Here is a 22,689-nt window from a genome sequence, read left to right on the forward strand (position 1 = left end):
ATGATGGACAAGATCTGGGGACAGGCATGCGCCGAGTTGGAGCAGAGCGTTGGGCCGAACAACTACAACCACTGGATCAAGCCGCTTCGCCTGACCGCCGTCGATGACGGCGCCGCGCGTTTCGTCAGCCCCACGCGCTTCATCTCGGACTGGGTGAACCGGCATTTCGCCAAGGACATCATGGCCGTCCTGTCGCGCAACGGGCTGTCGGTCGAACGGCTTCGCTTTGACGTGGGCAGCACGGTTTCCCGCCCCGCGGCACCGGCCGCCGGCGCGGCCCCGGCCTTCGAGGCCGCCACCACCCGCGCGCCCCGCGCCGACCTGGGGGCACCGCTGGACCCGCGCTATACCTTTGGCAATTTCGTCGTCGGCAAGCCGAACGAACTGGCCCATGCCGCCGCGCGCCGCGTGGCCGAAGGCGGGCCGGTGGGCTTCAACCCGCTGTTCCTTTATGGCGGCGTGGGGCTGGGCAAGACCCACCTGATGCACGCCATCGCGCATGACTATCAGGCGCGCCATCCGTCGGCGCAGGTGCTGTATCTGTCGGCGGAACAGTTCATGTACCGCTTTGTCCAGGCGCTGCGCGAAAGCACCATCATGGACTTCAAGGGCATGTTCCGGAACGTGAACATGCTGATGGTCGACGATGTCCAGTTCATCGCCGGCAAGGACAGCACGCAGGAGGAATTCTTCCACACCTTCAACGCGCTGGTCGACCAGGGCAAGCAGATCGTGATTTCCGCCGATCGCGCCCCCGCCGAGATCAAGGGCTTGGAGGAACGCATCAAGTCGCGCCTGTCCTGCGGCCTGATCGTCGACCTGCACCCCACGACCTACGAGCTGCGCCTGGGGATCCTGCAGTCCAAGACCGAGGTCTTCCGCGCCCAGCAGCCGGATCTGGAGATCGGCGCGGGCGTGCTGGAGTTTTTGGCGCATCGCATCACCACGAACGTCCGCGTCCTGGAAGGCGCGCTGCAGCGCCTGTTCGCGCATGCGAGCCTGTTGCGGCGCGAGATCACGCTGGAAGTGGCGCAGGAATGCCTGGCCGACATCCTGCGGACCAATGACCGCAAGATCAACATCGACGACATCCAGCGCAAGGTCGCGGAACATTACAACATCCGCCTGGCCGACATGATGGGCCCCAAGCGCGCCCGCAATGTCGCCCGCCCGCGCCAGATCGCGATGTATCTGTCGAAACAGCTGACCAGCCGCAGCCTGCCGGAGATCGGCCGCCGCTTCGGGGGCCGCGACCACACCACGATCATGCATGGCGTGCGCAAGATCGAGGAACTGCTGGTCGAGGACAGCAGCATGGTCGAGGATATCGCCGTGCTGAAGCGGATGCTGGAAGCCTGAAAACGAAAATCTTGTGACCGCCTGCAGGCGCGGTTACACATCAGGTCCGACGAACGGGCCTGATGCCCAGGGACAGGGGAATCTGATGAAATTCTCGATCGAGCGTGCCGTTCTGGTCAAGGCCGTGTCGCAGGCCCAATCGGTCGTTGAACGCCGCAATACCATCCCGATCCTGGCCAATGTGCTGATCGAGGCGACGGCCGACGGCGTCAGCTTCCGCGCCACCGACCTGGACACCGAGGTGGTGGACCGCGCCCCCGCGCAGGTCGAGCGCAATGGTGCGACCACCGTCAGCGCCGTGATGCTGAACGAGATCGCCCGCAAGCTGCCGGACGGGGCGCTGGTCCAGATCGCCAGCGACGACGCGGCGGGGCGGCTGTCGGTGCAGGCCGGACGCTCCAGCTTCAGCCTGGCGACCCTACCGCGCGAGGATTTCCCCGTGATGGCCTCCAGCGAATACAGCGCCAATTTCCGCGCGCCCGCGGGCGTGCTGCGGCGGCTGTTCGACAAGTCGAAATTCGCGATCTCGACCGAGGAGACGCGCTATTACCTGAACGGCGTCTACATGCATGTCGCCCAGTCCGAGGACGGACCCGTGCTGCGCTGCGTGGCGACCGATGGGCACCGGCTGGCGCGCATCGATGCCCCCCTGCCCGCCGGCGCCGAGGAGATGGCCGGCGTCATCGTCCCCCGCAAGACCGTGGGCGAGTTGCGCAAGCTGCTGGATGATGACGAGGCCGATATCGCCGTTTCGGTCAGCGAGACCAAGGTACGCTTTGCCACGCCGACCATCACGCTGACCTCGAAGGTGATCGACGGGACCTTCCCGGATTACAGCCGCGTCATCCCGATCAACAACGCCCGCCGGCTGGAGGTGGATGCCGCCGATTTCGCCCGCGCGGTGGACCGCGTCGCCACCGTCAGCAGCGAAAGGTCCCGCGCCGTCAAGCTGGCCCTGGACAGCGACCGGCTGGTCCTGTCGGTGAACGCCCCCGATGCCGGCGCCGCCGAAGAGGAGCTGATCGTCGCCTATGCCGACGAGCCGCTGGAGATCGGCTTCAACGCGAAATACCTGCAGGAAATCGCCGGCCAGGTGGATCGCGACAATGCGGTCTTCCTGTTCAACGGCTCGGGCGACGCCGCGCTGATCCGCGAAGGCAGCGATCAGAGCGCGGTCTATGTCGTCATGCCGATGCGCGTGTGACACTGGGGCAGCTGCGGCTGTCGCAGTTCCGCTCCTGGCCCCGGCTGGAGCTGGAGCTGGACCCGCGCCCGCTGGCGATCTTCGGCCCGAACGGTGCGGGTAAGACCAACATCCTCGAAGCGGTGTCGATGCTGGCGCCCGGGCGCGGATTTCGGGCCGCCGCCGCCCCCAACCAGGCGCGGCAGGGCAAGGAGGCCGGCTGGCGCATCCGCGCCACCCTGGACGACCGTGCGGTCGAGACCTGGGCGCCGCCGGGCCAATCCCGCAGCGTCGTCATCGACGACAAGACCGTGCCGCAGACGGCCTTGGCGCGGCTGGTGCGGGTGATCTGGCTGGTGCCGGCGATGGACCGGCTGTGGTCTGACGCGCCCGAAGGCCGGCGGCGGTTCCTGGACCGCGTGACCCTGTCGCTGATGCCCGACCATGCCGACCTGGCGCTGGCCTATGACAAGGCCATGCGCGAGCGGAACCGTCTGCTGAAGGACCAGGTCGGGGATCCAGGCTGGTACCGCGCGCTGGAGGGTCAGATGGCCGAGGCGGGCGCCGCGCTGACCCGGAACCGGCAGGCCGCGCTTGACGCGATCATGGCCGCGCAGGACGGCGGCGCGGATTTTCCCGCCGCGCGGCTGTCGCTGCTGCCGGGAGAGGGGGCGGCCGACGATCCGGATGCCGACAGCATCGCCGCCCGCCTGGCCGGGATGCGCGGCCGGGACATGGCGGCGGGGCGCACGCTGACCGGCCCCCACCGCGCCGACCTGGGCGCCAGCTGGGGCCCGCAGGACATGCCCGCCGCCCAGTCCTCGACCGGCGAGCAAAAGGCGCTGCTGCTGTCGCTGATCCTGGCCAATGCGCAGGCGCTGTCGGACCAGCCCGTGCTGCTGCTGCTGGACGAGGTGGCGGCGCATCTGGACGCCGACCGGCGCGCGGCGCTTTATGATCGCATCACCGCCCTGCCCGCCCAGAGCCTGCTGACGGGGACAGGCCCCGAGCTGTTTGCGGACCTGGGATCGCGCGCGCGCCATCTGTCGGTCACCCGGTCCGAGGCAGGTTCCACTGCAGTCAAGGCCGGCTGACGAGGTCGCCGGATCCTTGGCATGACGCCTGCAAACGCACCCGTTTCAAGGCTCGACATGCCTTGAGGCCACGTGCGGCACCACGCCCGTTCATGCGCAGCCCAGCCGCCCCCGCGAGCAGCTATGGCGAACGCTGCGGAAAAGCGCGTAAATCCCGGAAAAACCCTGTCAAAGCCGTGACTTTGCACCGCCGACAGCTTATATCGGGACAGGACGAACAGGAAGCCCCACCCATGACCGAGACCGCACTCCAGCCTGCCGAATACGGTGCCGATTCCATCAAGGTTCTCAAGGGCCTGGACGCGGTCCGCAAACGTCCCGGCATGTATATCGGCGATACCGATGACGGCTCGGGCCTGCATCATATGGTCTACGAGGTCGTGGACAACGGCATCGACGAGGCGCTGGCGGGTCACGCGGACTTTGTCCGGGTCAAGATCCATGCCGACAGCAGCGTCAGCGTCCGCGACAACGGGCGCGGCATTCCGGTGGACATGCATGCGGGTGAAGGCGTCAGCGCGGCCGAGGTCATCATGACCCAGCTGCATGCCGGCGGAAAGTTCGACCAGAACAGCTATAAGGTGTCGGGCGGCCTGCACGGCGTGGGCGTGTCGGTCGTGAACGCGTTGTCCGACTGGCTGGAGTTGCGGATCTGGCGCAACGACAAGGAATACTATGTCCGCTTTGAACGCGGCGATACGGTCGAGCCCCTGCGCGTGGTGGGCGACGCCCCCGGCCAGAAGGGCACCGAGGTCCGCTTTCTGGCCTCGACCAAGCTGAACAGCGCGGACGGGACCTTTAGCAACCTGGAATACAGCTTCAAGACGCTGGAAAACCGGCTGCGCGAACTGGCCTTCCTGAACAGCGGCGTGCGCATCATCCTGGAGGATGAGCGCCATGCCGAGGTCCAGAAGACCGAGTTGTTCTATGAAGGCGGTGTCCGCGAGTTCGTGAAATACCTGGACCGCTCCAAGACCTCGGTCATGCCCGAGCCGATCTTCATGACCGGCGAGAAGAACGGCATCGGGGTCGAGGTCGCGATGTGGTGGAACGACAGCTATCACGAGACGGTGCTGCCCTTCACCAACAACATTCCGCAGCGCGACGGCGGCACCCACATGGCCGGGTTCCGCGGGGCGCTGACGCGCGTGATCGGCAAATACGCCCAGGACAGCGGCATCGCGAAGAAGGAAAAGGTCGACTTTACCGGCGACGACGCGCGCGAGGGTCTGACCTGCGTGCTGTCGGTCAAGGTCCCCGACCCCAAGTTCTCCAGCCAGACCAAGGACAAGCTGGTGTCGTCCGAGGTTCGCCCGGCGGTCGAGCAGCTGGTCGGCGAAAAGCTGGCCGAGTGGTTCGAGGAGAATCCCGGCGAGGCCCGCCAGATCGTCGGCAAGATCATCGAGGCAGCCTTGGCCCGCGAGGCGGCGCGCAAGGCGCGCGAGCTGACGCGGCGCAAGACCGCGATGGACGTGGCGTCGCTGCCCGGCAAGCTGGCCGATTGCCAGGAAAAGGACCCGGCGCTGTCCGAACTGTTCATCGTCGAGGGCGACTCGGCGGGCGGATCGGCAAAACAGGGCCGTGCGCGCCAGAACCAGGCCGTGCTGCCCCTGCGCGGCAAGATCCTGAACGTGGAACGCGCACGTTTTGACCGGATGCTGTCCAGCGACCAGATCGGCACGCTGATCACCGCGCTTGGCACCGGGATCGGACGCGACGAATTCAGCCTCAAGAAGCTGCGCTACCACAAGATCGTCATCATGACCGACGCCGATGTGGACGGCGCGCATATCCGGACGTTGCTGCTGACCTTCTTCTTCCGGCAGATGCCGGACCTGATCGAGGCGGGGCATCTCTATATCGCGCAGCCGCCGCTCTACAAGGTCGGGCGCGGGCGGTCCGAGGTCTATCTGAAGAACGAGGCCGCGCTGGAGGATTACCTGGTCCAGCAGGGGATCGAGGGGGCCGCGCTGCGGCTGGCTTCGGGCGAGGAGATCATCGGCAACGACTTGGCGCGCGTGGTCGAGGATGCCCGTGCCGCCCGTCGCGTGCTGCGCGCCTATCCGACCCATTACCCGCCGCATATCACCGAACAGGCGGCGATCGCCGGGGCGCTGGTTCCGGGGCGGGTTGATTCCGATGCCCAGGGCGTCGCCAGCGACATTGCCGCGCGTCTGGACCTGATCGCTGAGGAATACGAGCGCGGCTGGCAGGGTCGCCCGACCCAGGACGCCGGGATCCGGCTGACCCGCACCCTGCGCGGCGTCGAGGAGAACCGCACGCTGGACGGGCAGATGCTGCGCAGCGGTGAAAGCCGCCGCTTGGGCGAAATGACCCGGGGCTTGCAGGATATCTATGGCAAGCCCGCCCGCCTGATCCGCAAGGACCGGGAGCAGCCGATCTATGGCCCGCTTGGGCTGCTGCAGGCGGTCTTCCTGGAAGGCGAAAAGGGCCTGTCGCTGCAGCGCTACAAGGGCTTGGGCGAAATGAACCCGGAACAGCTGTGGGAAACGACCTTGGACCCGGTCGCGCGGACCATGCTGCAGGTGCGGATCGAGGATGTGGCCGAGGCCGAGGACCTGTTCACCAAACTGATGGGCGACGTGGTTGAACCGCGTCGTGAATTCATCCAGCAGAACGCGCTGAATGTCGAAAATCTGGACACCTGAGACCTGAGCAGGCCGGGCTTGTTGCCCAAACGACACGCGCTTTGCGCGAGAATGAGGGTGTGGGCTCGCGGTATGCGGGCTTTCATTTGATTATCGGCGCGGTTTCTGCCCTAATGCCGCAGAAGATTTTGCTGGCAGGATCTCTTTGAAGGCTGCCGATTTCAGGAGTTTCCCGATGCGTCTTGTGTCCCTTTTCTCGGCCGGCACGGCCTCCGTGGCCCTTCTTGCCGGCAGCGGCGCCGCCTTTGCGGGCGGTGCCATCGCACCCGTCGTCGATGTCGAACCTGTCGTGGTGGAAGCCGCGCCGCTGGTCGCGGGCAACTGGGCGGGCGCCTATGCCGGCGGCTCGGTCGGCTACTCCTTCGGCGGCGACGACCAAGTCGGCTTCACCCTGCTGGAAGATGGCGATGAAGAGGCGAGCGTTCTTGGCGTGGGCGATCTGGAGGTGAAGGGGTTCACCGCCGGCGTGCATGTCGGCTATCGCTGGCAGCGCGGCAACTGGGTCTTTGGCCCGGAACTGGGCTATGAGGGCGGCTCGGTCGACGACAGCGCGACGCTTGACGTCGACGGCGTGACCCTCGGTGCCGAAACCACCGTCAATTCGATCCTGTCGCTGGTCATGAAGACCGGTTACACCGTCAACCCGCAGACGCTGGTCTATGGCACCTTCGGCGTGGCGCGCGGCGATTTCGATTTCACGCTGTCGGATGGCGACGACTCCGCCACCACCGGCTACAAGGCGTCTGGCGTCGCGGCCGGGATGGGTGTCGAGCGCAGCCTGGGGGCGCGGACGTCGGTCTTTGCCGAATACCAATACCGCGACTTCGGCAAGGAAACCGTGGAGTTTTTGGACGAAGACACCACCCTCCGCACTAACGCGACGCCCAAGCACAGCAATGTCAAGGTCGGCATGAACTTTCGGTTCTGATCCATCCGGACCAATGACGACAAGGCCGGCCCATCGGGTCGGCCTTTCTCATGCAAGGCCCCGGCGCGCCGGACGCTTCTGGCCCTGCGGCCGATAGCCGACGGGCACCGGGACGACGCGCGGCCCGCAGGCCAGGGCCAGTCCCTGCGGCACCAGCGCGGCCAAGGCGCGATCGGCAATCTCCAGCCCGCCGGTATAGGCCCCGAAGGCCGGCAGGATCAGGTGGTCGCGGCCCACCAGAAAGCACCGCAGCCGCTGCCCCGCCAGCCGCAGGCAGGGGTGGTAATGTCCCGAGACATCTGGCCCCCGCCCCGCCTCGTGCCGCAGGGTCAGCCCCTCGTGCAGTTCGGCCGCGTTTTCGCCCGGCAGGCGCGGGCAGATGGCGCCCGGGTCGTGGTTGCCGCTGACCCAGATCCAGCGCCGCCCCTGCGCCATCCGGCGAAGGCTGTCGCAGACATCATCCGGCAGCGCCCGCCCCGCCGCGTCGTCGTCGAAACCGTCGCCCAGGCTGACGACGACCTCGGCGTCGGTGGCCGCGATCTCGGTCGACAGCCGATCCAGCGTCGCCTGCGTCTCGTAGGGGGGCAGCAGCGCCCCGCCCCGCCGCGCCATGCGCTCCGACTTGCCCAGGTGCAGGTCCGCCACGATCAGCCAGCGCCGCGCGGGCCAATACAACGCGCCAGAAGGCCTTGCCTCCAGCCGCTGCCCGTCGAAGTCGATCTGGTGGCCCGTCACGCCAATCCTGCCTCTGCCATCAGTGCCGCGGCCTCGGCCTCGGCCAGCCGCTGTCGTCCCTGCCCCGCGATCGGCACCCGCCCGGCCTCCAGCAGCAGCGGCGCGGCCAGCGGAGAGACGCGCTCCAGCATCCGGTGGTCGTATTGGTCCGAGCGGGCCAGCATTTCCTCGATCCGGTCGAAATCCACAAGCCCCCGGCGCGCCTCATCAGCCGTGATCCGCAGCATCAGGTGATCCGGGTCGTACTTGCGCAACGTGTCGTAAAGGATGTCGCTGGAAAAGGTCGCTTGGCGCCCGGACTTGCGCTGCCCCGGCAGGTTCCGCTGAATCAGGCCGGCGATGGTCGCCACATTCCGAAAGCTGCGCTTCATCACCGCGTTGCCGCCCAGCCAGTCGCCCAGCCCGTCGCGCAGCGCCTCGGGGTCCAGCAGCGGCGCGGGATCGGTCACCGGGTCCAGTGACCAGATCAGCAGCGCATAATCGGTCGATAGAAAGCCCAAGGGACCCAGCCCCGCCTCCTCCATCGTGCGCGACATCAGCAGGCCAAGCGTTTGCAGCGCGTTCCGCCCAGCAAAGCCGTAGAGCGCAAAGTGCCAGCGCCCCTGGTGCGGAAAGCTTTCGCTGACCAGCACGCCCGCGCGCGGCAGGGCGCTGACCCGGCCCTGCAGCGCCAGCCAGGCGCGCGTGTCGGACGGCAGCAGGTCATGCGCCGCGAGGGTGCCGATCAGCGCCTGCACCCGATGCGACAACTGGGTCGAGGTGGCCAGCTTCAACCCGGAATAGACGGCGATCTTGGGCTCGCGCGTGGGTTGGCGCGTCACCTCGATGACCATCTCGCGCAGGCCTTCGTAGCGGACCGTCTGGCCGCCGATCAGGAAGGTGTCGCCCGGCTCCAGCGTCGCGGCAAAGCTTTCCTCGACCTCGCCCAGGGGCACGCCGCCGCGCCCGCGCAGCCGCACCTTCACCATCTCGGCCTCGACGATGGTGCCAATATTCATGCGCAGGTCGCGGGCGGCACGCGGATCGCGCAGGCGCCACAGCCCGTCGCGCAGCATCAGCCGCTGCCAGCGGTCATAGGCCCGCAGCGCATAGCCGCCGGTGGCGGCGAACTCCACGCAGGCATCGAAATCGTCGCGCGACAGATCGCGATAAGGTCCGGCGCCGGAGACCTCGGCATAAAGCGCATCCGCATCAAAGGGTCCGGCGCAGGCGGTCAGCAGGATGTGCTGGCACAGCACGTCCAGCGGTCCCGGCCCGCGCGGATCGCCGTCCAGGTCGCGCTGCTGCACGGCCTCCAGCGCGGCGACGCATTCGATCACCTCGAAGCGGTTCGCGGGCACGATCCGGGCGCGGCTTGGGGCATTGTAGCGGTGATTGGCGCGGCCGATGCGCTGGACCAGCCGCTTGACGTTCCGGGGGGCGCCGACCTGGATCACCAGGTCCACGGCGCCCCAGTCGATCCCCAGATCCAGGCTGCCTGTCGCCACCACCGCGCGCAATTCGCCCGCGGCCATCGCGGCCTCGACCCGCTGGCGGGCCTCGCGGGCCAGGCTGCCATGGTGCAGGCCGATGGGCAGGTTGGCGTCGTTGGCGGCCCAGAGCGCCTGAAAGAACAGTTCGGCCTGGGCGCGGGTGTTGATGAAGATGATCGTGGTATTGGCCCTCGCGACCTCGGCCAGGACGTCGGGAACCGCGTAATGCCCGCCCCCGCCCGACCAGGGCGCAGCCCGCGATGTCGGCAGCATCGCAATATCCGGGTCCGGTCCGGGATCGGCATGAATGACCTCTGCGCCGCCCATGAAACCCGCCAGCTGCTCGGGCGCCTCGACCGTCGCGGAGAGCCCCGTCACCTGCAGGTCGGGCGCCAGCGTCTTCAGCCGCGCCAGGCACAGCATCAGCTGGTCGCCACGCTTGTTTTCCGCCAGGGCATGCAGCTCGTCCAGCACGACCCGGCGCAGGCCGCGAAAGATCGCTGGCGCCTGTTCATAGGACAGCATCAGCGCCAGCGATTCGGGCGTGGTCAGCAGGATGTCGGGCGGGTCCACGCGCTGGCGGGCGCGCTGGCTGGCACGGGTGTCGCCGGTGCGGTCCTCGATGCGGATGTTCAGGCCCAGATCCGCCACGGGGCGCGACAGGTTGCGCGCGATGTCCGCCGTCAGCGCCTTGAGCGGCGAGACGTAAAGCGTGTGCATCCCCCCCGGCGGATCGCGCAGCTCGACCAGCGAGGGCAGGAACCCGGCCAGCGTCTTGCCGCCGCCGGTGGGGGCGATCAGCAGGCTGTCGCCCGGGACCTCCAGCAGGGCGATCTGATGCGGATGCGGTTGCCAGCCCTGGCGGGTGAACCAGTCCTGGAAATCGGGGGGCAGGTTCACGGGATCATCGCCTTCAGCGTCTCCAGCCGGTCCGCCTCGGCGGCGGGCTTGTCCCACCGGATGCGGCTGATGCGCGGAAAGCGCATGGCGACGCCCGACTTGTGCCGCGCCGAGGCGTTCAGCCCCTCGAAGGCCACCTCCAGCACCAGCTTGGGCGCGACCGAGCGGACGGGACCGAAGCGCTCGGTCGTATTGTTGCGGACAAAGCGGTCCAGGTCACGCAGCTCCTCGTCGGTAAAGCCGAAATAGGCCTTGCCCACCGGCACCAGCGCATCGCCATCCCACAGGCCAAAAGTAAAATCGCTGTAAAAGCCCGACCGCTTGCCATGCCCGCGCTGCGCATAAAGCATCACCGCATCGACGACCATCGGGTCGCGCTTCCACTTGAACCACGGCCCGCGCGGGCGGCCGCCGACATAGCTGCTGTCGCGGCGCTTGATCATCACGCCCTCGATGACCGTGCTGGGGGGATCGGCGCGCAGCGCGGCCAGGTCGTCCCAGCTGCCGAAGGACAGCAGCGGCGACAGGTCGATCCGGTCGGTGCCAAAATCCGCCGCCTCGAGGATCGCGCGTCGGTCCTGATGCGGCAGGTCGCGCAGGTCACGCCCCTGCCAGATCAGCGCATCATAGACGCGCAGGCCCGCCGGATGGCTCTCCAGCAGGGCGCGGCTGACAGTCTTGCGGTTCAGCCGCTGCTGCAGATCGCCAAAGGACGCGACATCGCCCCCGCGCCGGACCAGCAGCTCTCCGTCTAGGGTGCCGTCAAAGTTCAGCGCCTCCAGCAGGTCGGGAAAGGCTCCGCCCACATCCTCGCCCGTGCGACTGTACAGCCTGCGCGTGCCGCCGTCGTTGATCGCCTGGACGCGGATGCCGTCCCATTTCCATTCGGCGATGTAATCCGCCGGATCGAAGGCGCGTAGCTGGTCCAGGTCGACCGGGGTGGACAGCATGACCGGGCGAAAGGGCGCCCGCGCCGCCTGTTCGGGACGCGCGCCCCCACCGATCCAGTCGAACAGCGGCTGATAGGGCGGCACCAGGCCGTGCCAGACCTCCTCCAGGTCCTTCACCTCGGGCGCGCCCATCTGGGCCAAGGCCATCCGGGCCATGCGGGCCGACAGACCCACGCGCATATTCCCGGTCGCCAGCTTCAGGAAGGCCAGCCGCTGCGACGGCCCCAGCCGGTCCAGCATGCCCGCGATGGCGGCGGGCAGCGCGGCCCGGCCCGTATCGGACAGCAGCCCGACCGCCTGGTGCAGCGGCACATCCTCGTCCCGCTCGCTGTCCCACAAAAGCGCGATAGTCTCGGCCAGATCACCCACGAAGTCATAGGACATCGCGAACAGCTGCGCGTCCACGCGTTCGGCCATCAACCCGCGCAGCAGGCCCGGCGTCACCGCCCGCAGCTTCAGGTCGCCGGTCAGCGCGGCCAGCGCATAGCCCCGGTCGGGATCGGGCGTCGCCTCTAGGTAATGGGTCAGCAGCCGCAGCTTGGCGTTGCGCGCCGGCGTGAAGGCCAGACGTTCCAGAAGATGCGCGAATGCCCTCATTCCGGCTCGTCCTCATAGCCGACAAGGCGCAGGGGGCGGGCGGCATAGCCCTCGATCTCGCACCAGCGCATCAGGCCTTCTTCGGTGCCGTGGGTGATCCAGACCTCGGACGGGGACAGTTCGCGGATCGTCTGCGTGACCTGCGGCCAGTCCACGTGATCGCTGATCACCAAGGGCAGCTCCACGCCGCGCTGCCGGGCGCGGGCCCGAACCGCCATCCAGCCCGAGGCAAAGCCGATCACCGGGTCGCGGAACCGCTGCACCCAGGCACTGGCAAAGGCCGAGGGCGGCGCGATCACCAGCTGTGCCGGCACATCGGCCGCCGTGGCCGGGATCAGCGGCCCCAGATCGATGCCTTGTTCCACGTGAAAATCGCACAGCCGCTGCAGTGCGCCGTGGATCGCGATGGGACCGTCGATCCCCGCCTGCCGGGCCAGCGCGATCACCCGCTGCGCCTTGCCCAGAGCATAGGCGCCGATCAGGTGCGGACGTTCGGGAAACTCCTCCATGCTGGCGATCAGGCGGGTCATCTCCTGTGCGGGGTCGGGGTGCTTGAAGACCGGCAGGCCAAAGGTCGCCTCGGTCACGAAGATGTCGCAGGGAACCGGCTCATAAGGGGCGCAGACGGGGTTCGGCGCGCGGCAATAGTCGCCCGAAACGACGATCCGCGGCCCGCGATCAGGCTGCACCGCGATCTGCGCGGAGCCCAGGATGTGGCCGGCGGGATGAAAGCTGACGGACACGTCGCCGATGCGGGCGACGCCTTCGGCAACCTGCCGCGTGCCGGTGAAATCCTCGCCATAGCGGATGGCCATGATGTCCAGCGTCTGCCGGGTTGCCATGACCGCGCCGTGGCCCGCGCGGGCATGGTCGCCATGTCCATGGGTGATCAGCGCACGGGGAACCGGGCGGATCGGGTCGATGAAGAAATCACCGGGAGGACAATATAGCCCGGCCTCGGTCGGGTGCAGGATCTGGTCGGCGCGCATGTGACCCAAGATGGCGAACATTTCGTGAAAATCAACGCGGCAAACCGGACCCCGTGGATATTCTTCCTGATGGAACGCATCGGGCAGCTGCGTGGATCCGTGGCAGGACGCCCGGCAGCCTGTGCAACGCCCGCGCGAAGTGGCGATCTTTTTTTCGTGCATGTTCCCCAGGGAACAGCCGCCTGCCGACCGTCAGCCTAGTCTGAAACTGCGCGATCGGTTCACGGCGTGCAGGAACAGTCACCAGAAGATTTCGGACCAGCTTTTCACCCGTTGCCTCTTTTCAAAGTCCTTTGACGTTCCCCGTCCAGACCCGGGACAGAACCGGCGGTCCCCGCCGCCGGCCGGGTCGGACGCCGCGCCGTGAACGGCCGGGCGATCCGGACTGCTACTCCGGGATCAACAAGGGGCGTGGCGGCAGAACCCGCCACGCCCGCAGCTTTTCACGGTGGGGGCACGTCGCCATCGGCCATCTGCTCCAGCAGTTCGACGTCGCAGATCAGCGTGCTGCCGTCGCGCCTAACGGCCCCCGTGGCCGCCAGGGCGCCAAAGGCCAGGCTGATTTTGGGGCGCGACGCTCCCAAGATCGCGGCGATCTCGGACTGGCTCAGGTCGAGCGCCAGGCGCCGCTGCGGGCCCTGTCCGGCCTCGCGCGCCAGCGCGTAAAGCAGGAACCGCACCAGCCGCGCCTGCAGATCGTAGAGCGCGATCGACTCCATCTGGAAATTGGTCCGCCGCACATGCAGCGCCAGGTGCCGCGCCAAGGCAAGGCCCACCTCCGGCCGACGCCGGGCCACTGCCTCGAACCGCGCACGGGAAAGGGCCAAACAGGTCGTTTCATGGATCGCGGTGGCGTCGGCCGATCGCGGATGCCCGTCGACCAGCGCAATCTCGCCCAGGACCTCGCCCGGCCCCAGGGTGGTCAGGACGATCTCGCGCCCCTGCGCGCTGGACAGCGACAGCCTGATGCGACCCGCGATGATGGCCAGCAGCTGATCGCCCCCGTCGCCGCGGGAAAAGATCAAGGTGCCTGCGGGCCAATGGCAATGGTGCAGGCCCTGGGCCAGGTCCGCCAGGCTGTCGGCGTCCAGGTCGCGGAACAGCTGAAAGCCCCCCAGGGCCGCGGCACGGGCCTGCGGGTCCGCGGGTGCCGGGCGGAGGTTCTTGTCGCGGTGATCCATTGCTGCGGGGGTCCGGCTTCGACGGGGACCGGAGGGCGCCCCTGAGGGACCAAGGATAATTCGATCCCTGTTCATCAACAACAGGCATGTGTTCCGCCGGGAACAGACGGCGCCCCCGGAAGGGAGGATGCTGAAAGGCAGGATCACCTCGGGCCCTGCCCGGAACAAGGAGGAGGAATTGCCATGTTGTCCAGTATCGCCACCTCGAACTGGTGGGTTCACGCCGTGTCGCAGCCCGCCGCCGGCGACGGCCTGGCCGCGCGCCCCGTCCGCAGCCTGGTCCGGCTGATGCTGACGCCGCTGTCCGGTCCGGTCGGGCGCGCACTGGCCCGGCGCCGCCGTTTCTACGAAAGCAGGCGGATGGAGGCCGAATTCGCGCGCCTAGCGGAAACCTCGCCTCATCTCCTGGCCGATATCGGCATCGACAGGATCACCCATGCCCTGCCCGAGCATCCGGCGACGTCCCGCCCCTCCCCCGATGCGGTGTCCGTGCGGACCGTGATCGGCGTGCTGCTGGCGCCGGCACAACCGCAGCTGCGCAGCGGCGGGCCGGCCTAGACAACCGCCACCTCGACCGGCTGGCTCACGCCCTTCAGCACCTCGCTCCGCCGGGTGGCGGGCATCTGGCGCTCCGCGGCCGCATAGGTCGCGGCGCTGGCCAGGATCTCGCCGGGCCGGGCGGCTGCGGCAAGGCGCGCCAGCACATTGACCTCCAGCCCAAAGGCGCTGATGCCCTGGATGCGCCCTCCTGCGGCCGAGACGGCGCCGATGAACACCTTGCCCGTGTGGACGGCGACGCCGACCGGCGCGGCGCTGCCGTTGCTGCGGTCCCGGATCATCTGGCGCGCCAGGTCGGCCGCCCTCAGTGCCTTGGCCGCATAATCGGTCCCGACAAAGCCCGGCGGCCAGACGGCAAAGACGGAATCGCCCTGGAACTCCAGCAGAAAGCCTTCGGTCTGGTCCAGGACCTTGGCGACCTCGTCCCGCAGATCCATGACCATGGCCGCGAATTCCCGGCCCGAGACCTGCCCCGACAGCGACACCGAATCGCGGATGTCGACCATCATCATCGCCATCGGCACTTCGGCCCCGCCGGGAAAGGCCTCCAGAAAGGCGTCGCAGGCCGTGCAATATTGCGGGTTGCGATGCGACGCCCCCAGGCCGCGCCGCCGCATCAGCCAGCCCCCCGCCCCGCCAAAGGGCACGGCGCAGAGCTTGCATCGCGGGCTGCCGGGCAGCATCTGATAGCGCCGCTGCTTGGTCACCAGCACGGGATGCCCCTCGGCGAAGACGGTGAACCAAAGCTGTTCATTACCTTCCTGTTGCTGCAGTGACGTCATGTGAAATCCTCCGTTCGGGGGTGCTTCGCCGGCCTCAGCAGGCGTCGTTCAGCACCATGGCCTGCGGGGTCGGGCTGACCTCCAGGCAGATCTGGTCGGGTCGCAGGGCATCCGGGCTGTTGATGACCGCCGTCCCGAACAGGAATGTCTCGCCCGGCAGGACGGTCAGCGCGGGCTGGATACCACGGTAGAGCAGCTGCAGCGGCCTGTCCGGGGGGATGGGGTTCGTGCCGGGGATGCACTGCCGGCCGTCCGTGCCGTGGCGCAGGCGGATGCCGGGCGCCGTCAGGACCATCCCCGCCTCCAGCTGCGCATCGTCCAGCCCCGGTGGCCGATGCCGCAGGCTCAGCACGTGGTCGTAATCGGGGCCGAAGGACAGGCCCTGGAAAGGCCCGGAATGCTGGCGGCCCGTCTGCAGGTTGGTCAGATGCGCCTCGTCCTCCCGGCCCCACAGCAGATAGGTCGCGAATTCCGGCAGCTCGAGGTGATGGGCAAAGGGGCGGAACATCACGACCCGGCCGACCTGCGCCTCGAAACCGATCAGCAGCGGCCGGACGCGGTCGGCGCTCCAGGGATAGAAATGCGGGTTTTCCTCGGCGCGGTGGGTGAAGGGCGGCAGGCCCTGAAAGATCTGCGCGCGATAGGTGGTCCGGCGTCCGCTGGCGATGTCGGGGATGGTGAACAGGTCGTCCGCATCGTTCGACAGCACGAACCAGTCGCAGGGATGTCGGCGGCGGTGGCCGTCCAGGGCGGCGGCGATCCTGGGCGGAAGGATGACCTCGAAGATCAGCTGGTACTTGTGCTCCTCCATGTAGAACTGGGTCATGTGCACGGCAAAGACCGTCCGGTGACCTACCAGCGTCATCGCATGCTGATGCGGATGATTGGCGATCCGGGGCTGCATCATCAAATCGCGGCTCATCTCGGCAGGGTGGCCCGCGTCCTGCCCCCCGCAACCCGTGGCCTCCGATCCGGATGCCATTCCGTCCTGTTCCATGTGCAGCCCCCCTTTTCCTGTCTTGCCCGGTCAGCCCGGCGCCATCCCGTGACGCGCCATGACCGCCTGCGCCGCGCTGCTGGCGGTGTCGGACAGCACGTCCCGCAGCGTCTTCAGCACCTGGCCGCCGCCCGCCTCGCTGAGCCAGGGGTTCTGGGTGGTCGAGATCAGGAAGCTCATCGGCAGCCCGTCCTGCGGCCGGACCCCGGCGCGGGCCGCAAAGTCGCTGACCAGCGCCTGCCCGTATTGCGCGGGATCGAAATCGGACGAGGTGACGAACATCGGCGTGGTCGGCACCACCCCGCCCTTGAAGCTCTGCAGGCTGAGCCGGCGAAAGATCAGGTCGTTCATCTCGTTCATCAGCCCCGGATCGCGGTTGGGTCCGTCCGCCGAGACCGGGTTGAACGCATAGGTCGTGATCGTCAGGTCCGGCCCCATGTCCCGGAACAGGGCGAAAAGATCGGCATCCTCGCGCAGCGCCTCGACCAGGTCCCGGTCGCGCAGGGGCAGGATGTCGTGCAGGATCCGCCGCTTTTGCGCGGCGATGTCGGCGGCGGTCGCGCCGGGCACGGTTTCGGCCGGCAGCTTCTGGAACGGCGTCACGGTAAAGTCCGGCCCCTCCAGGCAGACCAGCATCGCGTAAAAGCGCTTGGCGTTGAACAGGCAGCGCGCCAGCAGGTCGCCATAGCCCGACCGGTCGGTGCGGATGACCCGGTGCGACAGATAGACGGCCGCCGCCGCCGCGCCGGGCTTGGACCCCTCGATGCCATAGACGCCGACCGTGGGATCAATGCCGCCGTGAAAGACCACCGGCGCCTTGAACGAGACCATGTCCCGCATCGCGCCGTTGCGATAGCACAGCGCCCCGGCCGGATAGGGGGCAAAGCCCGACTTGTGCGGATCGACCGTGATGCTGTCGGCCCCCGGCAGCGCCTGCATCTGCCGCCGCACATGCGGGCCCAGCATCAGGCCCGGGCTGTCCCTGCCGTCGTCCTGGATCAGCGCCTGCCAGGCATCGTCGTCCCAATCCGGGGATGCGGCACCCGCAGGATGCCCCTGTGGCGCACGCAGCAGCGAGGCGAAATAGCCGCCCCAGGCGCCGTCGGCATGGACGCTGAACTCCATCCCCATGGCGCGATATTCGTCGCGGATCGCCAGGATCTCGGCCAGCGGGTCCACGGCGCTTTCCTCGGTCGAACCCAAGACCGCCGTCACCTGCATGACCGGCCGTTCATCGTCCAGGCAGGCGTCCAGCACGGCGCGCAGGGCCACCATGTCCATCCGCCCCGCCAGATCGACCGCAACGGTCCGCAGCTGGTCGCGGCCCAGGCCGGTCAGTGACATGGCCTTGGGCCAGGAATAATGTGCCGTCGCCGGCGCCAGCAGCAGCGGCGCGTCCATCCCCGGCAGATGCCGCCGGTGAAAGGCCACCAGCCCCAGGGACTGGACCGAATGGCGCGCCAGCATCGTCTCGATCACCTGCGGGGCAATCCCCGAGACCTTGGCCACGCGCGGTGCCAGCCCGATCACCTCGTCCAGCGGCAGGTTCATCAGCTGCCAGGGACCCAGATCCCCAAGCCGCGCCCGCTGGCCGTTCAGCAGACGGACAGTAACCGCGCGGGCCGCCGCCATGTCGGGTTCGGCCGCGATCGCCGCGGCCATGGCCACGGCGAAATATTTCAGGTTCCGCGCCGCCCAGACACTCTCGGCATTGGCGACCGAGCCGTCGCAGGTGATGTGACCCCAGGGCTTGACCGCGCCTTCGGCCACCTCTGCGGGCGAAGGCTGCGGATAACCCAGCATCCGGCACAGGTCGTTGCCGACCTCGATCTCGAACAGGGTCGTGGCGGGGCTGGCCTCGGCGGCCACATTGTTCTGGTTGTAGGGCAGTGCCGCGATATAGCCCAGCAATGCGGGCATCGTCTGGTCCCAGTACATGTGCGACAGGTTGCGGTGGCTGGCCAGGGGGATCGAGCCGCGCAGATAACCCAGCATCTCGTCCAGGCGGTCGGACATGAACTGCTCGGAGGCACGCAGGCGGGGGGAGGCGTCGTCGCGATGAATGGGGGGATCGCCGGGCATATAGGCGCGGCGGAAATCCAGGTGCTGCTTCAGCGCCCGGTCGACCAGCCGGCAAAACAGGTCGCCATTCTCGGCCTGGGGGCCGATGAACCAGGTTTCGGGTGTGCGGTCCCCGGCCCGGTCAAGGCCAAGCGCCTGTTCCGTCTGGATGTCCGTCATCGACGACAGCAGGGGATGACGGGATCGGCGTCGCGCCATGGCGTGCTCCGGTTGTGGAAGGGTTCGCCGAAAATCCCATGATAGCAGATGTCTGGATGATTCTTGTCAAGGGAATGGTGACCCGATCCGAACGTCGGGCGACCGCATCCCTTTGGTCAGCTGGGCGGCGGGCGCTTGACCGGCACGGGCGCCTTGGACAGCTGAACGGCCAGGATGCCGACCATGATGATCGCGACGCCGATCACGTCGCCCGCACCCAGATCCTCGCCCAGCAGCAGCGCGGCCGTGGCCACGCCGAAGAAAGGCGTCAGAAAGTGGAAGGTGGCGGCGCGCACCGCCCCGATGCGGCCGACCAGCAGGAACCACACCCAGGTGGCCAGCAGCCCCGGCACCAGCACGGTATAGAGAAAGGCCACCACCAGGCGCGGCGTATAGACGACGTCCCAGCTCTCGATCCAGGGCGCGATCAGGCCAAGGGTCACCGCGCCGACCAGCATCTGCAGCCCCACGACCATCATCACGTTGCCGCCCGAACTGGCCCCGCGCACCGTCAGGGTCGCGACCGCCAGCGCCAGCGCGGCGACAAAGCACATCAGGATGCCGGTCAGGTCGCTGCCGCCCTGCAGGCGCGCGCCCATGATGATCGCCACGCCCGCCACCCCCAGGACCAGCCCGACCACGCCCATCGGGCGCAGGCGCTCGGACATCAGCGTCCAGCCCAGGAAGGCCACCAGCAGCGGCATCGTGGCCGCGATGATCGAGGCAAGGCCCGCTTCGATCCACTGCATCGCCGTCCAGTTCAACCCCAGATAGAGCGCGTTCTGGCACAGGCCCAAGACCACCACCGCCCGCCATTGCGCCCGCGTCAGCCCGCGCCAGGTCTGGCCCATGGCCAACGCGATCAGCACGCCGATGCCGCCCGACAGGGCAAAGCGCAGGGCCAGCGCCATCAGCGGCGGCGCCTCGGTCACGATCATGCGGGTCGAGGTGAAGGCCGAGGCCCACATCACCGCAAAGGAAAGCCCCATCAGGATTGCGCGGATGTCCATGATCGTGCCTCGCTTGCAGGTGATGCAAGATCGCTAGCAGAGCGTTCAAGCCGCGGAAAGGCCCAATGAAAAAAGGGCCGTGCCCTGTGGCACGACCCTTTCGATCTTTCCGCGCTTGCGGGGGATCAGCTGTTGACGCTGTCCTTGAGCGCCTTGGCGATCGTCACCTTGACCTGCTTGTCGGCGGCCTTGGTCATCATTTCCTGGGTCTGCGGGTTGCGGACCTGACGCTCGGGGCGGGCGCGGCAGGCGATCTTGCCGATGCCGGGCAGGGTGACCGCGCCGCCGGCGGCGACTTCGCGGGTCACGATCGACACGATCGCGTCCAGAGCGGCCGCAGCCGATTTCTTGTCCGAGCCCATTTCTTCGGCGAGAGTCGCCACCAGCTGGGTTTTGGTCATCGGTTTGGCAGAAGCCGTAGCCATGGTCTGTCTCCTCTTGCCCTGTTCCACCGGGCCCATCATTAGCGCCTTTTGCGGCATATCGCCTGCTACACACGGTTTTGACGGGCAGATCAAGCCTTTTTCGCCATACGCGCGAAAACCCGCGTTTGCTGGTGATTTATGCCGCTGTCACAGAAACGCCGTCTCGCTGAAGGATCGCAACTTGCGCGAATGGATCCGTTCCAGCGGCATGTCGCGCAGCTTCTCCATCGCGCGGATCCCGATCAGCAGATGGTTGGAGACCTGCGTCCGATAGAAATCCGTGGCCATGCCCGGCAGCTTCAACTCGCCATGCAGGGGCTTGTCGCTGACACACAGCAGGGTGCCGTAGGGCACGCGAAAACGAAAGCCGTTGGCCGCGATGGTGGCGCTTTCCATGTCCAGCGCCACGGCGCGCGACAGCGACAGGCGATGCACCGGGCCGGATTGGTCGCGCAACTCCCAGTTGCGGTTGTCGATGGTGGCGACGGTGCCCGTGCGCATGATCCGCTTCAGCTCGTATCCGTCCAGCCGGGTGACCTCGGCCACGGCCTCCTGCAGGGCCACCTGCACCTCCGCCAGGGCGGGGATCGGGACCCAGACCGGCAGGTCGTCGTCAAGGACGTGATCCTCGCGCAGATAGGCATGGGCCAGGACGAAATCGCCCAGCGACTGGCTGTTCCGCAGCCCCGCGCAATGCCCGACCATCAGCCAGACATGGGGGCGCAGGACCGCAATATGGTCGGTTGCGGTCTTGGCGTTCGACGGCCCGACGCCGATATTGACCAGCGTGATCCCCTGCCCGTTCGCACGTTTCAGGTGATAGGTCGGCATCTGCGGCATCTTGGACAGCACCGTCACCGGCTGATGCGGGTCGCTGATCTGCTGGTTGCCGGGCGCGACGAAGCTTGTATAGCCAAGCGAGCTGTCGGCCAGCGCCCGCCGGGCGAATGCCTCGAATTCGTCCACGTAGAACTGGTAGTTCGTGAACAGCACGAAGTTCTGGAAATGCTCGGGCGCGGTGGCGGTGTAATGCGCCAGCCGCGCCAGCGAATAGTCGATGCGCTGCGCGGTGAAGGCCGCCAGATGCTGCGTGCCGTCGGGCATCGGGCAGGCCACGCCGTTCACGATGTCATCGTTCATCGTGTTCAGGTCGGGCACGTCAAAGACGTCGCGCAGGCTGAAATCCAGCACCCCCTCCTGCGGGACGGCCAGGTCGCTTTGCGCGGCCACGGCGAAATGCACGGGCATCGGCGTCGTCGACAGCCCGATCGATACCGGCACCCCGTGGTTCTTGATCAGCAGGCCCACCTGTTCGATCAGGTAGTTCCGGAACAGGTCGGGCCGGGTGACGGTGGCGGCATAGCTGCCCGGCTGCACCACATGCCCGAAGGACAGGCGCGAGTCCGTCTTGGTATGGGTGGGCACGGTCAGGCGGATCTCGGGATAGAAGGCGCGATAGCGGGCCTCGGGCCGGGCGCCCTCCAGGATGCGGGTGAAGTGCCCCAGCAGGAACCCCGTTGCCTCGTCGTACAGCGCCTGCAGCCGTGCCACCGCCGCGTGGGCATCGGTAAAGCCTTCGCGGGCGGGGGGCGGGGGCGTCTCGACGGGCAGGAAGCGGGGATCCGTTGTCATCTGTTCTTGTCCTTCTGGTTGCCCATGACCCTGCCAGCGCGACGGACAGCAGGCAAGCGTCTGGCGCCCGTCCGCGGCCGTCGTTACGGTGCCGTCATGGAGATGCTTGTTTTCGGTCACGGCTATTCCGCCGGTTATCTGACGCCCCTGCTGACGGCACGGGGCTGGAACGTCACGGGCACGACGCGGGCCGACACGGACCGTGTCGCGGCGACCGGGGCGCGTCCCCTGCTGTGGCCCGGACAGGAGGACGAGGTTCGCGCCGCGATCACGCGGGCCGACGCCATCCTGATCTCGACCGCCCCGGCCGACCATGGCGACCCGGTGCTGGCCGCCTTTCGCGACGAGATGTCCCGCGCCCGCCCGCGCTGGCTGGGCTATCTGTCCACCACCGGCGTCTATGGCGACCGCGACGGGGGCTGGGTCGACGAGGATAGCGTGCTGGACGGATCGGGCCCGCGCGGCCAGGCCCGCATCCGGGCCGAGGCCGACTGGCAGGACCTGGCGCGGGCGCATGACCTGCCGCTGCACATCTTCCGCCTGGCCGGCATCTACGGCCCCGGGCGCGGCCCCTTCCAGAAGGTCCGCGACGGCAGCGCACGGCGGATCATCAAGCCCGGACAGGTGTTTTCCCGCATCCATGTCGAGGATATCGCCCAGGTGCTGCTGGCCTCGATCCAGAAGCCCGCGCCCATCGGCATCTACAACCTCTGCGACGACGACCCGGCCCCGCCGCAGGACGTGATCGCCCATGCAGCCCATCTTCTGGGCCTTCCGGTGCCGCCGGCCGTGCCTTTCGAAGATGCCCGGATGTCGCCCATGGCGCGGTCCTTTTATGCCGACAGCAAGCGCGTGCGGAACGACCGCATCAAGCAGCAACTGGGCGTCACGCTGCGCTATCCCGATTACCGCACGGGGCTGGCGGCCCTGCTGAACGCGGAAGGCTGA

18 protein-coding genes are annotated in these 22,689 nt (G+C 67.8%); 7 read left to right on the forward strand and 11 right to left on the reverse strand.

What is annotated here, in order from left to right:
- The 5 genes from dnaA to ACZ2G3_RS00025 all read left to right on the forward strand — a co-directional run bounded on the left by dnaA (position 1) and on the right by ACZ2G3_RS00025 (position 7,233).
- A complete protein-coding gene (gene dnaA, locus ACZ2G3_RS00005) occupies positions 1–1,359 on the forward strand; it encodes a chromosomal replication initiator protein DnaA (protein ID WP_470396981.1) in 1,359 nt (452 codons plus the stop codon).
- 85 nt (positions 1,360–1,444) lie between these two features.
- Entirely contained in the window at positions 1,445–2,563 is a 1,119-nt protein-coding gene (gene dnaN / locus ACZ2G3_RS00010; RefSeq protein WP_419268525.1) for a DNA polymerase III subunit beta, read from the forward strand.
- A complete protein-coding gene (recF, locus tag ACZ2G3_RS00015) occupies positions 2,560–3,636 on the forward strand; it encodes a DNA replication/repair protein RecF (protein WP_470396982.1) in 1,077 nt (358 codons plus the stop codon). Before dnaN ends, recF begins: the two co-directional genes overlap by 4 nt.
- Before the next feature lie 233 nt (positions 3,637–3,869).
- Positions 3,870–6,305 (forward strand): DNA topoisomerase (ATP-hydrolyzing) subunit B, encoded by a 2,436-nt coding sequence (gene gyrB, locus ACZ2G3_RS00020; protein WP_470396983.1) that lies wholly within the window; start codon positions 3,870–3,872, stop codon positions 6,303–6,305.
- Between the two features lie 175 nt (positions 6,306–6,480).
- Entirely contained in the window at positions 6,481–7,233 is a 753-nt protein-coding gene (locus tag ACZ2G3_RS00025; protein WP_470396984.1) for an outer membrane protein, read from the forward strand.
- Between the two features lie 48 nt (positions 7,234–7,281).
- Here the strand turns inward: ACZ2G3_RS00025 and pdeM are convergent, their stop codons facing one another.
- From pdeM to ACZ2G3_RS00050, 5 genes are all read right to left on the reverse strand, one after another.
- On the reverse strand, positions 7,282–7,968 hold the full coding sequence (gene pdeM, locus ACZ2G3_RS00030) for a ligase-associated DNA damage response endonuclease PdeM (protein ID WP_470396985.1): 687 nt from the start codon (positions 7,966–7,968) through the stop codon (positions 7,282–7,284).
- Positions 7,965–10,340 carry a ligase-associated DNA damage response DEXH box helicase gene (locus ACZ2G3_RS00035; protein WP_470396986.1) on the reverse strand — a complete coding sequence of 792 codons (2,376 nt, stop codon included), beginning with the start codon at positions 10,338–10,340 and terminating at the stop codon, positions 7,965–7,967. Before ACZ2G3_RS00035 ends, pdeM begins: the two co-directional genes overlap by 4 nt.
- Positions 10,337–11,887, reverse strand: a complete 1,551-nt coding sequence (locus ACZ2G3_RS00040) for a cisplatin damage response ATP-dependent DNA ligase (protein WP_470396987.1) — start codon at positions 11,885–11,887, stop codon at positions 10,337–10,339. The genes ACZ2G3_RS00035 and ACZ2G3_RS00040 overlap by 4 nt, the downstream gene beginning before the upstream one ends.
- Entirely contained in the window at positions 11,884–12,876 is a 993-nt protein-coding gene (locus ACZ2G3_RS00045; RefSeq protein WP_470396988.1) for a ligase-associated DNA damage response exonuclease, read from the reverse strand. The genes ACZ2G3_RS00040 and ACZ2G3_RS00045 overlap by 4 nt, the downstream gene beginning before the upstream one ends.
- Before the next feature lie 443 nt (positions 12,877–13,319).
- Positions 13,320–14,057 (reverse strand): Crp/Fnr family transcriptional regulator, encoded by a 738-nt coding sequence (locus ACZ2G3_RS00050; RefSeq protein ID WP_470396989.1) that lies wholly within the window; start codon positions 14,055–14,057, stop codon positions 13,320–13,322.
- 183 nt (positions 14,058–14,240) lie between these two features.
- On the opposite strand from ACZ2G3_RS00050, the gene ACZ2G3_RS00055 reads away from it, so the two are divergent.
- Positions 14,241–14,615 carry a hypothetical protein gene (locus ACZ2G3_RS00055; RefSeq protein WP_470396990.1) on the forward strand — a complete coding sequence of 125 codons (375 nt, stop codon included), beginning with the start codon at positions 14,241–14,243 and terminating at the stop codon, positions 14,613–14,615.
- Here ACZ2G3_RS00055 and ACZ2G3_RS00060 read toward each other — a convergent pair.
- The 6 genes from ACZ2G3_RS00060 to ACZ2G3_RS00085 all read right to left on the reverse strand — a co-directional run bounded on the left by ACZ2G3_RS00060 (position 14,612) and on the right by ACZ2G3_RS00085 (position 21,741).
- The gene (locus ACZ2G3_RS00060) at positions 14,612–15,397 is read right to left on the reverse strand and encodes an adenylate/guanylate cyclase domain-containing protein (RefSeq protein WP_470396991.1); all 786 of its coding nucleotides are present in this window, start codon (positions 15,395–15,397) and stop codon (positions 14,612–14,614) included. The two genes, ACZ2G3_RS00055 and ACZ2G3_RS00060, sit on opposite strands and share 4 nt — an antisense overlap.
- A 34-nt stretch (positions 15,398–15,431) precedes the next feature.
- Positions 15,432–16,394, reverse strand: a complete 963-nt coding sequence (locus ACZ2G3_RS00065) for a hypothetical protein (protein ID WP_470396992.1) — start codon at positions 16,392–16,394, stop codon at positions 15,432–15,434.
- 30 nt (positions 16,395–16,424) lie between these two features.
- The gene (locus tag ACZ2G3_RS00070; protein ID WP_470396993.1) at positions 16,425–18,674 is read right to left on the reverse strand and encodes a pyridoxal phosphate-dependent decarboxylase family protein; all 2,250 of its coding nucleotides are present in this window, start codon (positions 18,672–18,674) and stop codon (positions 16,425–16,427) included.
- Between the two features lie 116 nt (positions 18,675–18,790).
- A complete protein-coding gene (locus ACZ2G3_RS00075) occupies positions 18,791–19,684 on the reverse strand; it encodes a DMT family transporter (RefSeq protein WP_470396994.1) in 894 nt (297 codons plus the stop codon).
- 125 nt (positions 19,685–19,809) lie between these two features.
- Entirely contained in the window at positions 19,810–20,109 is a 300-nt protein-coding gene (locus tag ACZ2G3_RS00080) for an HU family DNA-binding protein (RefSeq protein WP_419268843.1), read from the reverse strand.
- 147 nt (positions 20,110–20,256) lie between these two features.
- Positions 20,257–21,741 (reverse strand): AMP nucleosidase, encoded by a 1,485-nt coding sequence (locus ACZ2G3_RS00085; protein WP_470396995.1) that lies wholly within the window; start codon positions 21,739–21,741, stop codon positions 20,257–20,259.
- Positions 21,742–21,837: 96 nt separating this feature from the next.
- Between ACZ2G3_RS00085 and ACZ2G3_RS00090 the strand changes: the two genes are divergently transcribed.
- Positions 21,838–22,689, forward strand: coding sequence for an SDR family oxidoreductase (locus ACZ2G3_RS00090; RefSeq protein ID WP_470396996.1), 852 nt, complete (start codon positions 21,838–21,840; stop codon positions 22,687–22,689).

It is taken from the genome of Paracoccus sp. KKT209 (assembly GCF_055635455.1).

Bases quoted from the DNA above. Each gene is read 5' to 3' on its own strand.
- ACZ2G3_RS00065 (WP_470396992.1), bottom strand. From the start codon at position 16,394: ATGGAACAGGACGGAATGGCATCCGGATCGGAGGCCACGGGTTGCGGG.
- ACZ2G3_RS00025 (WP_470396984.1), top strand. From the start codon at position 6,481: ATGCGTCTTGTGTCCCTTTTCTCGGCCGGCACGGCCTCCGTGGCCCTT.
- ACZ2G3_RS00050 (WP_470396989.1), bottom strand. From the start codon at position 14,057: ATGGATCACCGCGACAAGAACCTCCGCCCGGCACCCGCGGACCCGCAG.
- dnaN (WP_419268525.1), top strand. From the start codon at position 1,445: ATGAAATTCTCGATCGAGCGTGCCGTTCTGGTCAAGGCCGTGTCGCAG.
- ACZ2G3_RS00040 (WP_470396987.1), bottom strand. From the start codon at position 11,887: ATGAGGGCATTCGCGCATCTTCTGGAACGTCTGGCCTTCACGCCGGCG.
- ACZ2G3_RS00080 (WP_419268843.1), bottom strand. From the start codon at position 20,109: ATGGCTACGGCTTCTGCCAAACCGATGACCAAAACCCAGCTGGTGGCG.
- dnaA (WP_470396981.1), top strand. From the start codon at position 1: ATGATGGACAAGATCTGGGGACAGGCATGCGCCGAGTTGGAGCAGAGC.
- ACZ2G3_RS00060 (WP_470396991.1), bottom strand. From the start codon at position 15,397: ATGACGTCACTGCAGCAACAGGAAGGTAATGAACAGCTTTGGTTCACC.
- ACZ2G3_RS00075 (WP_470396994.1), bottom strand. From the start codon at position 19,684: ATGGACATCCGCGCAATCCTGATGGGGCTTTCCTTTGCGGTGATGTGG.
- ACZ2G3_RS00085 (WP_470396995.1), bottom strand. From the start codon at position 21,741: ATGACAACGGATCCCCGCTTCCTGCCCGTCGAGACGCCCCCGCCCCCC.
- ACZ2G3_RS00070 (WP_470396993.1), bottom strand. From the start codon at position 18,674: ATGGCGCGACGCCGATCCCGTCATCCCCTGCTGTCGTCGATGACGGAC.
- gyrB (WP_470396983.1), top strand. From the start codon at position 3,870: ATGACCGAGACCGCACTCCAGCCTGCCGAATACGGTGCCGATTCCATC.
- ACZ2G3_RS00045 (WP_470396988.1), bottom strand. From the start codon at position 12,876: ATGCGCGCCGACCAGATCCTGCACCCGACCGAGGCCGGGCTATATTGT.
- ACZ2G3_RS00055 (WP_470396990.1), top strand. From the start codon at position 14,241: ATGTTGTCCAGTATCGCCACCTCGAACTGGTGGGTTCACGCCGTGTCG.
- ACZ2G3_RS00090 (WP_470396996.1), top strand. From the start codon at position 21,838: ATGGAGATGCTTGTTTTCGGTCACGGCTATTCCGCCGGTTATCTGACG.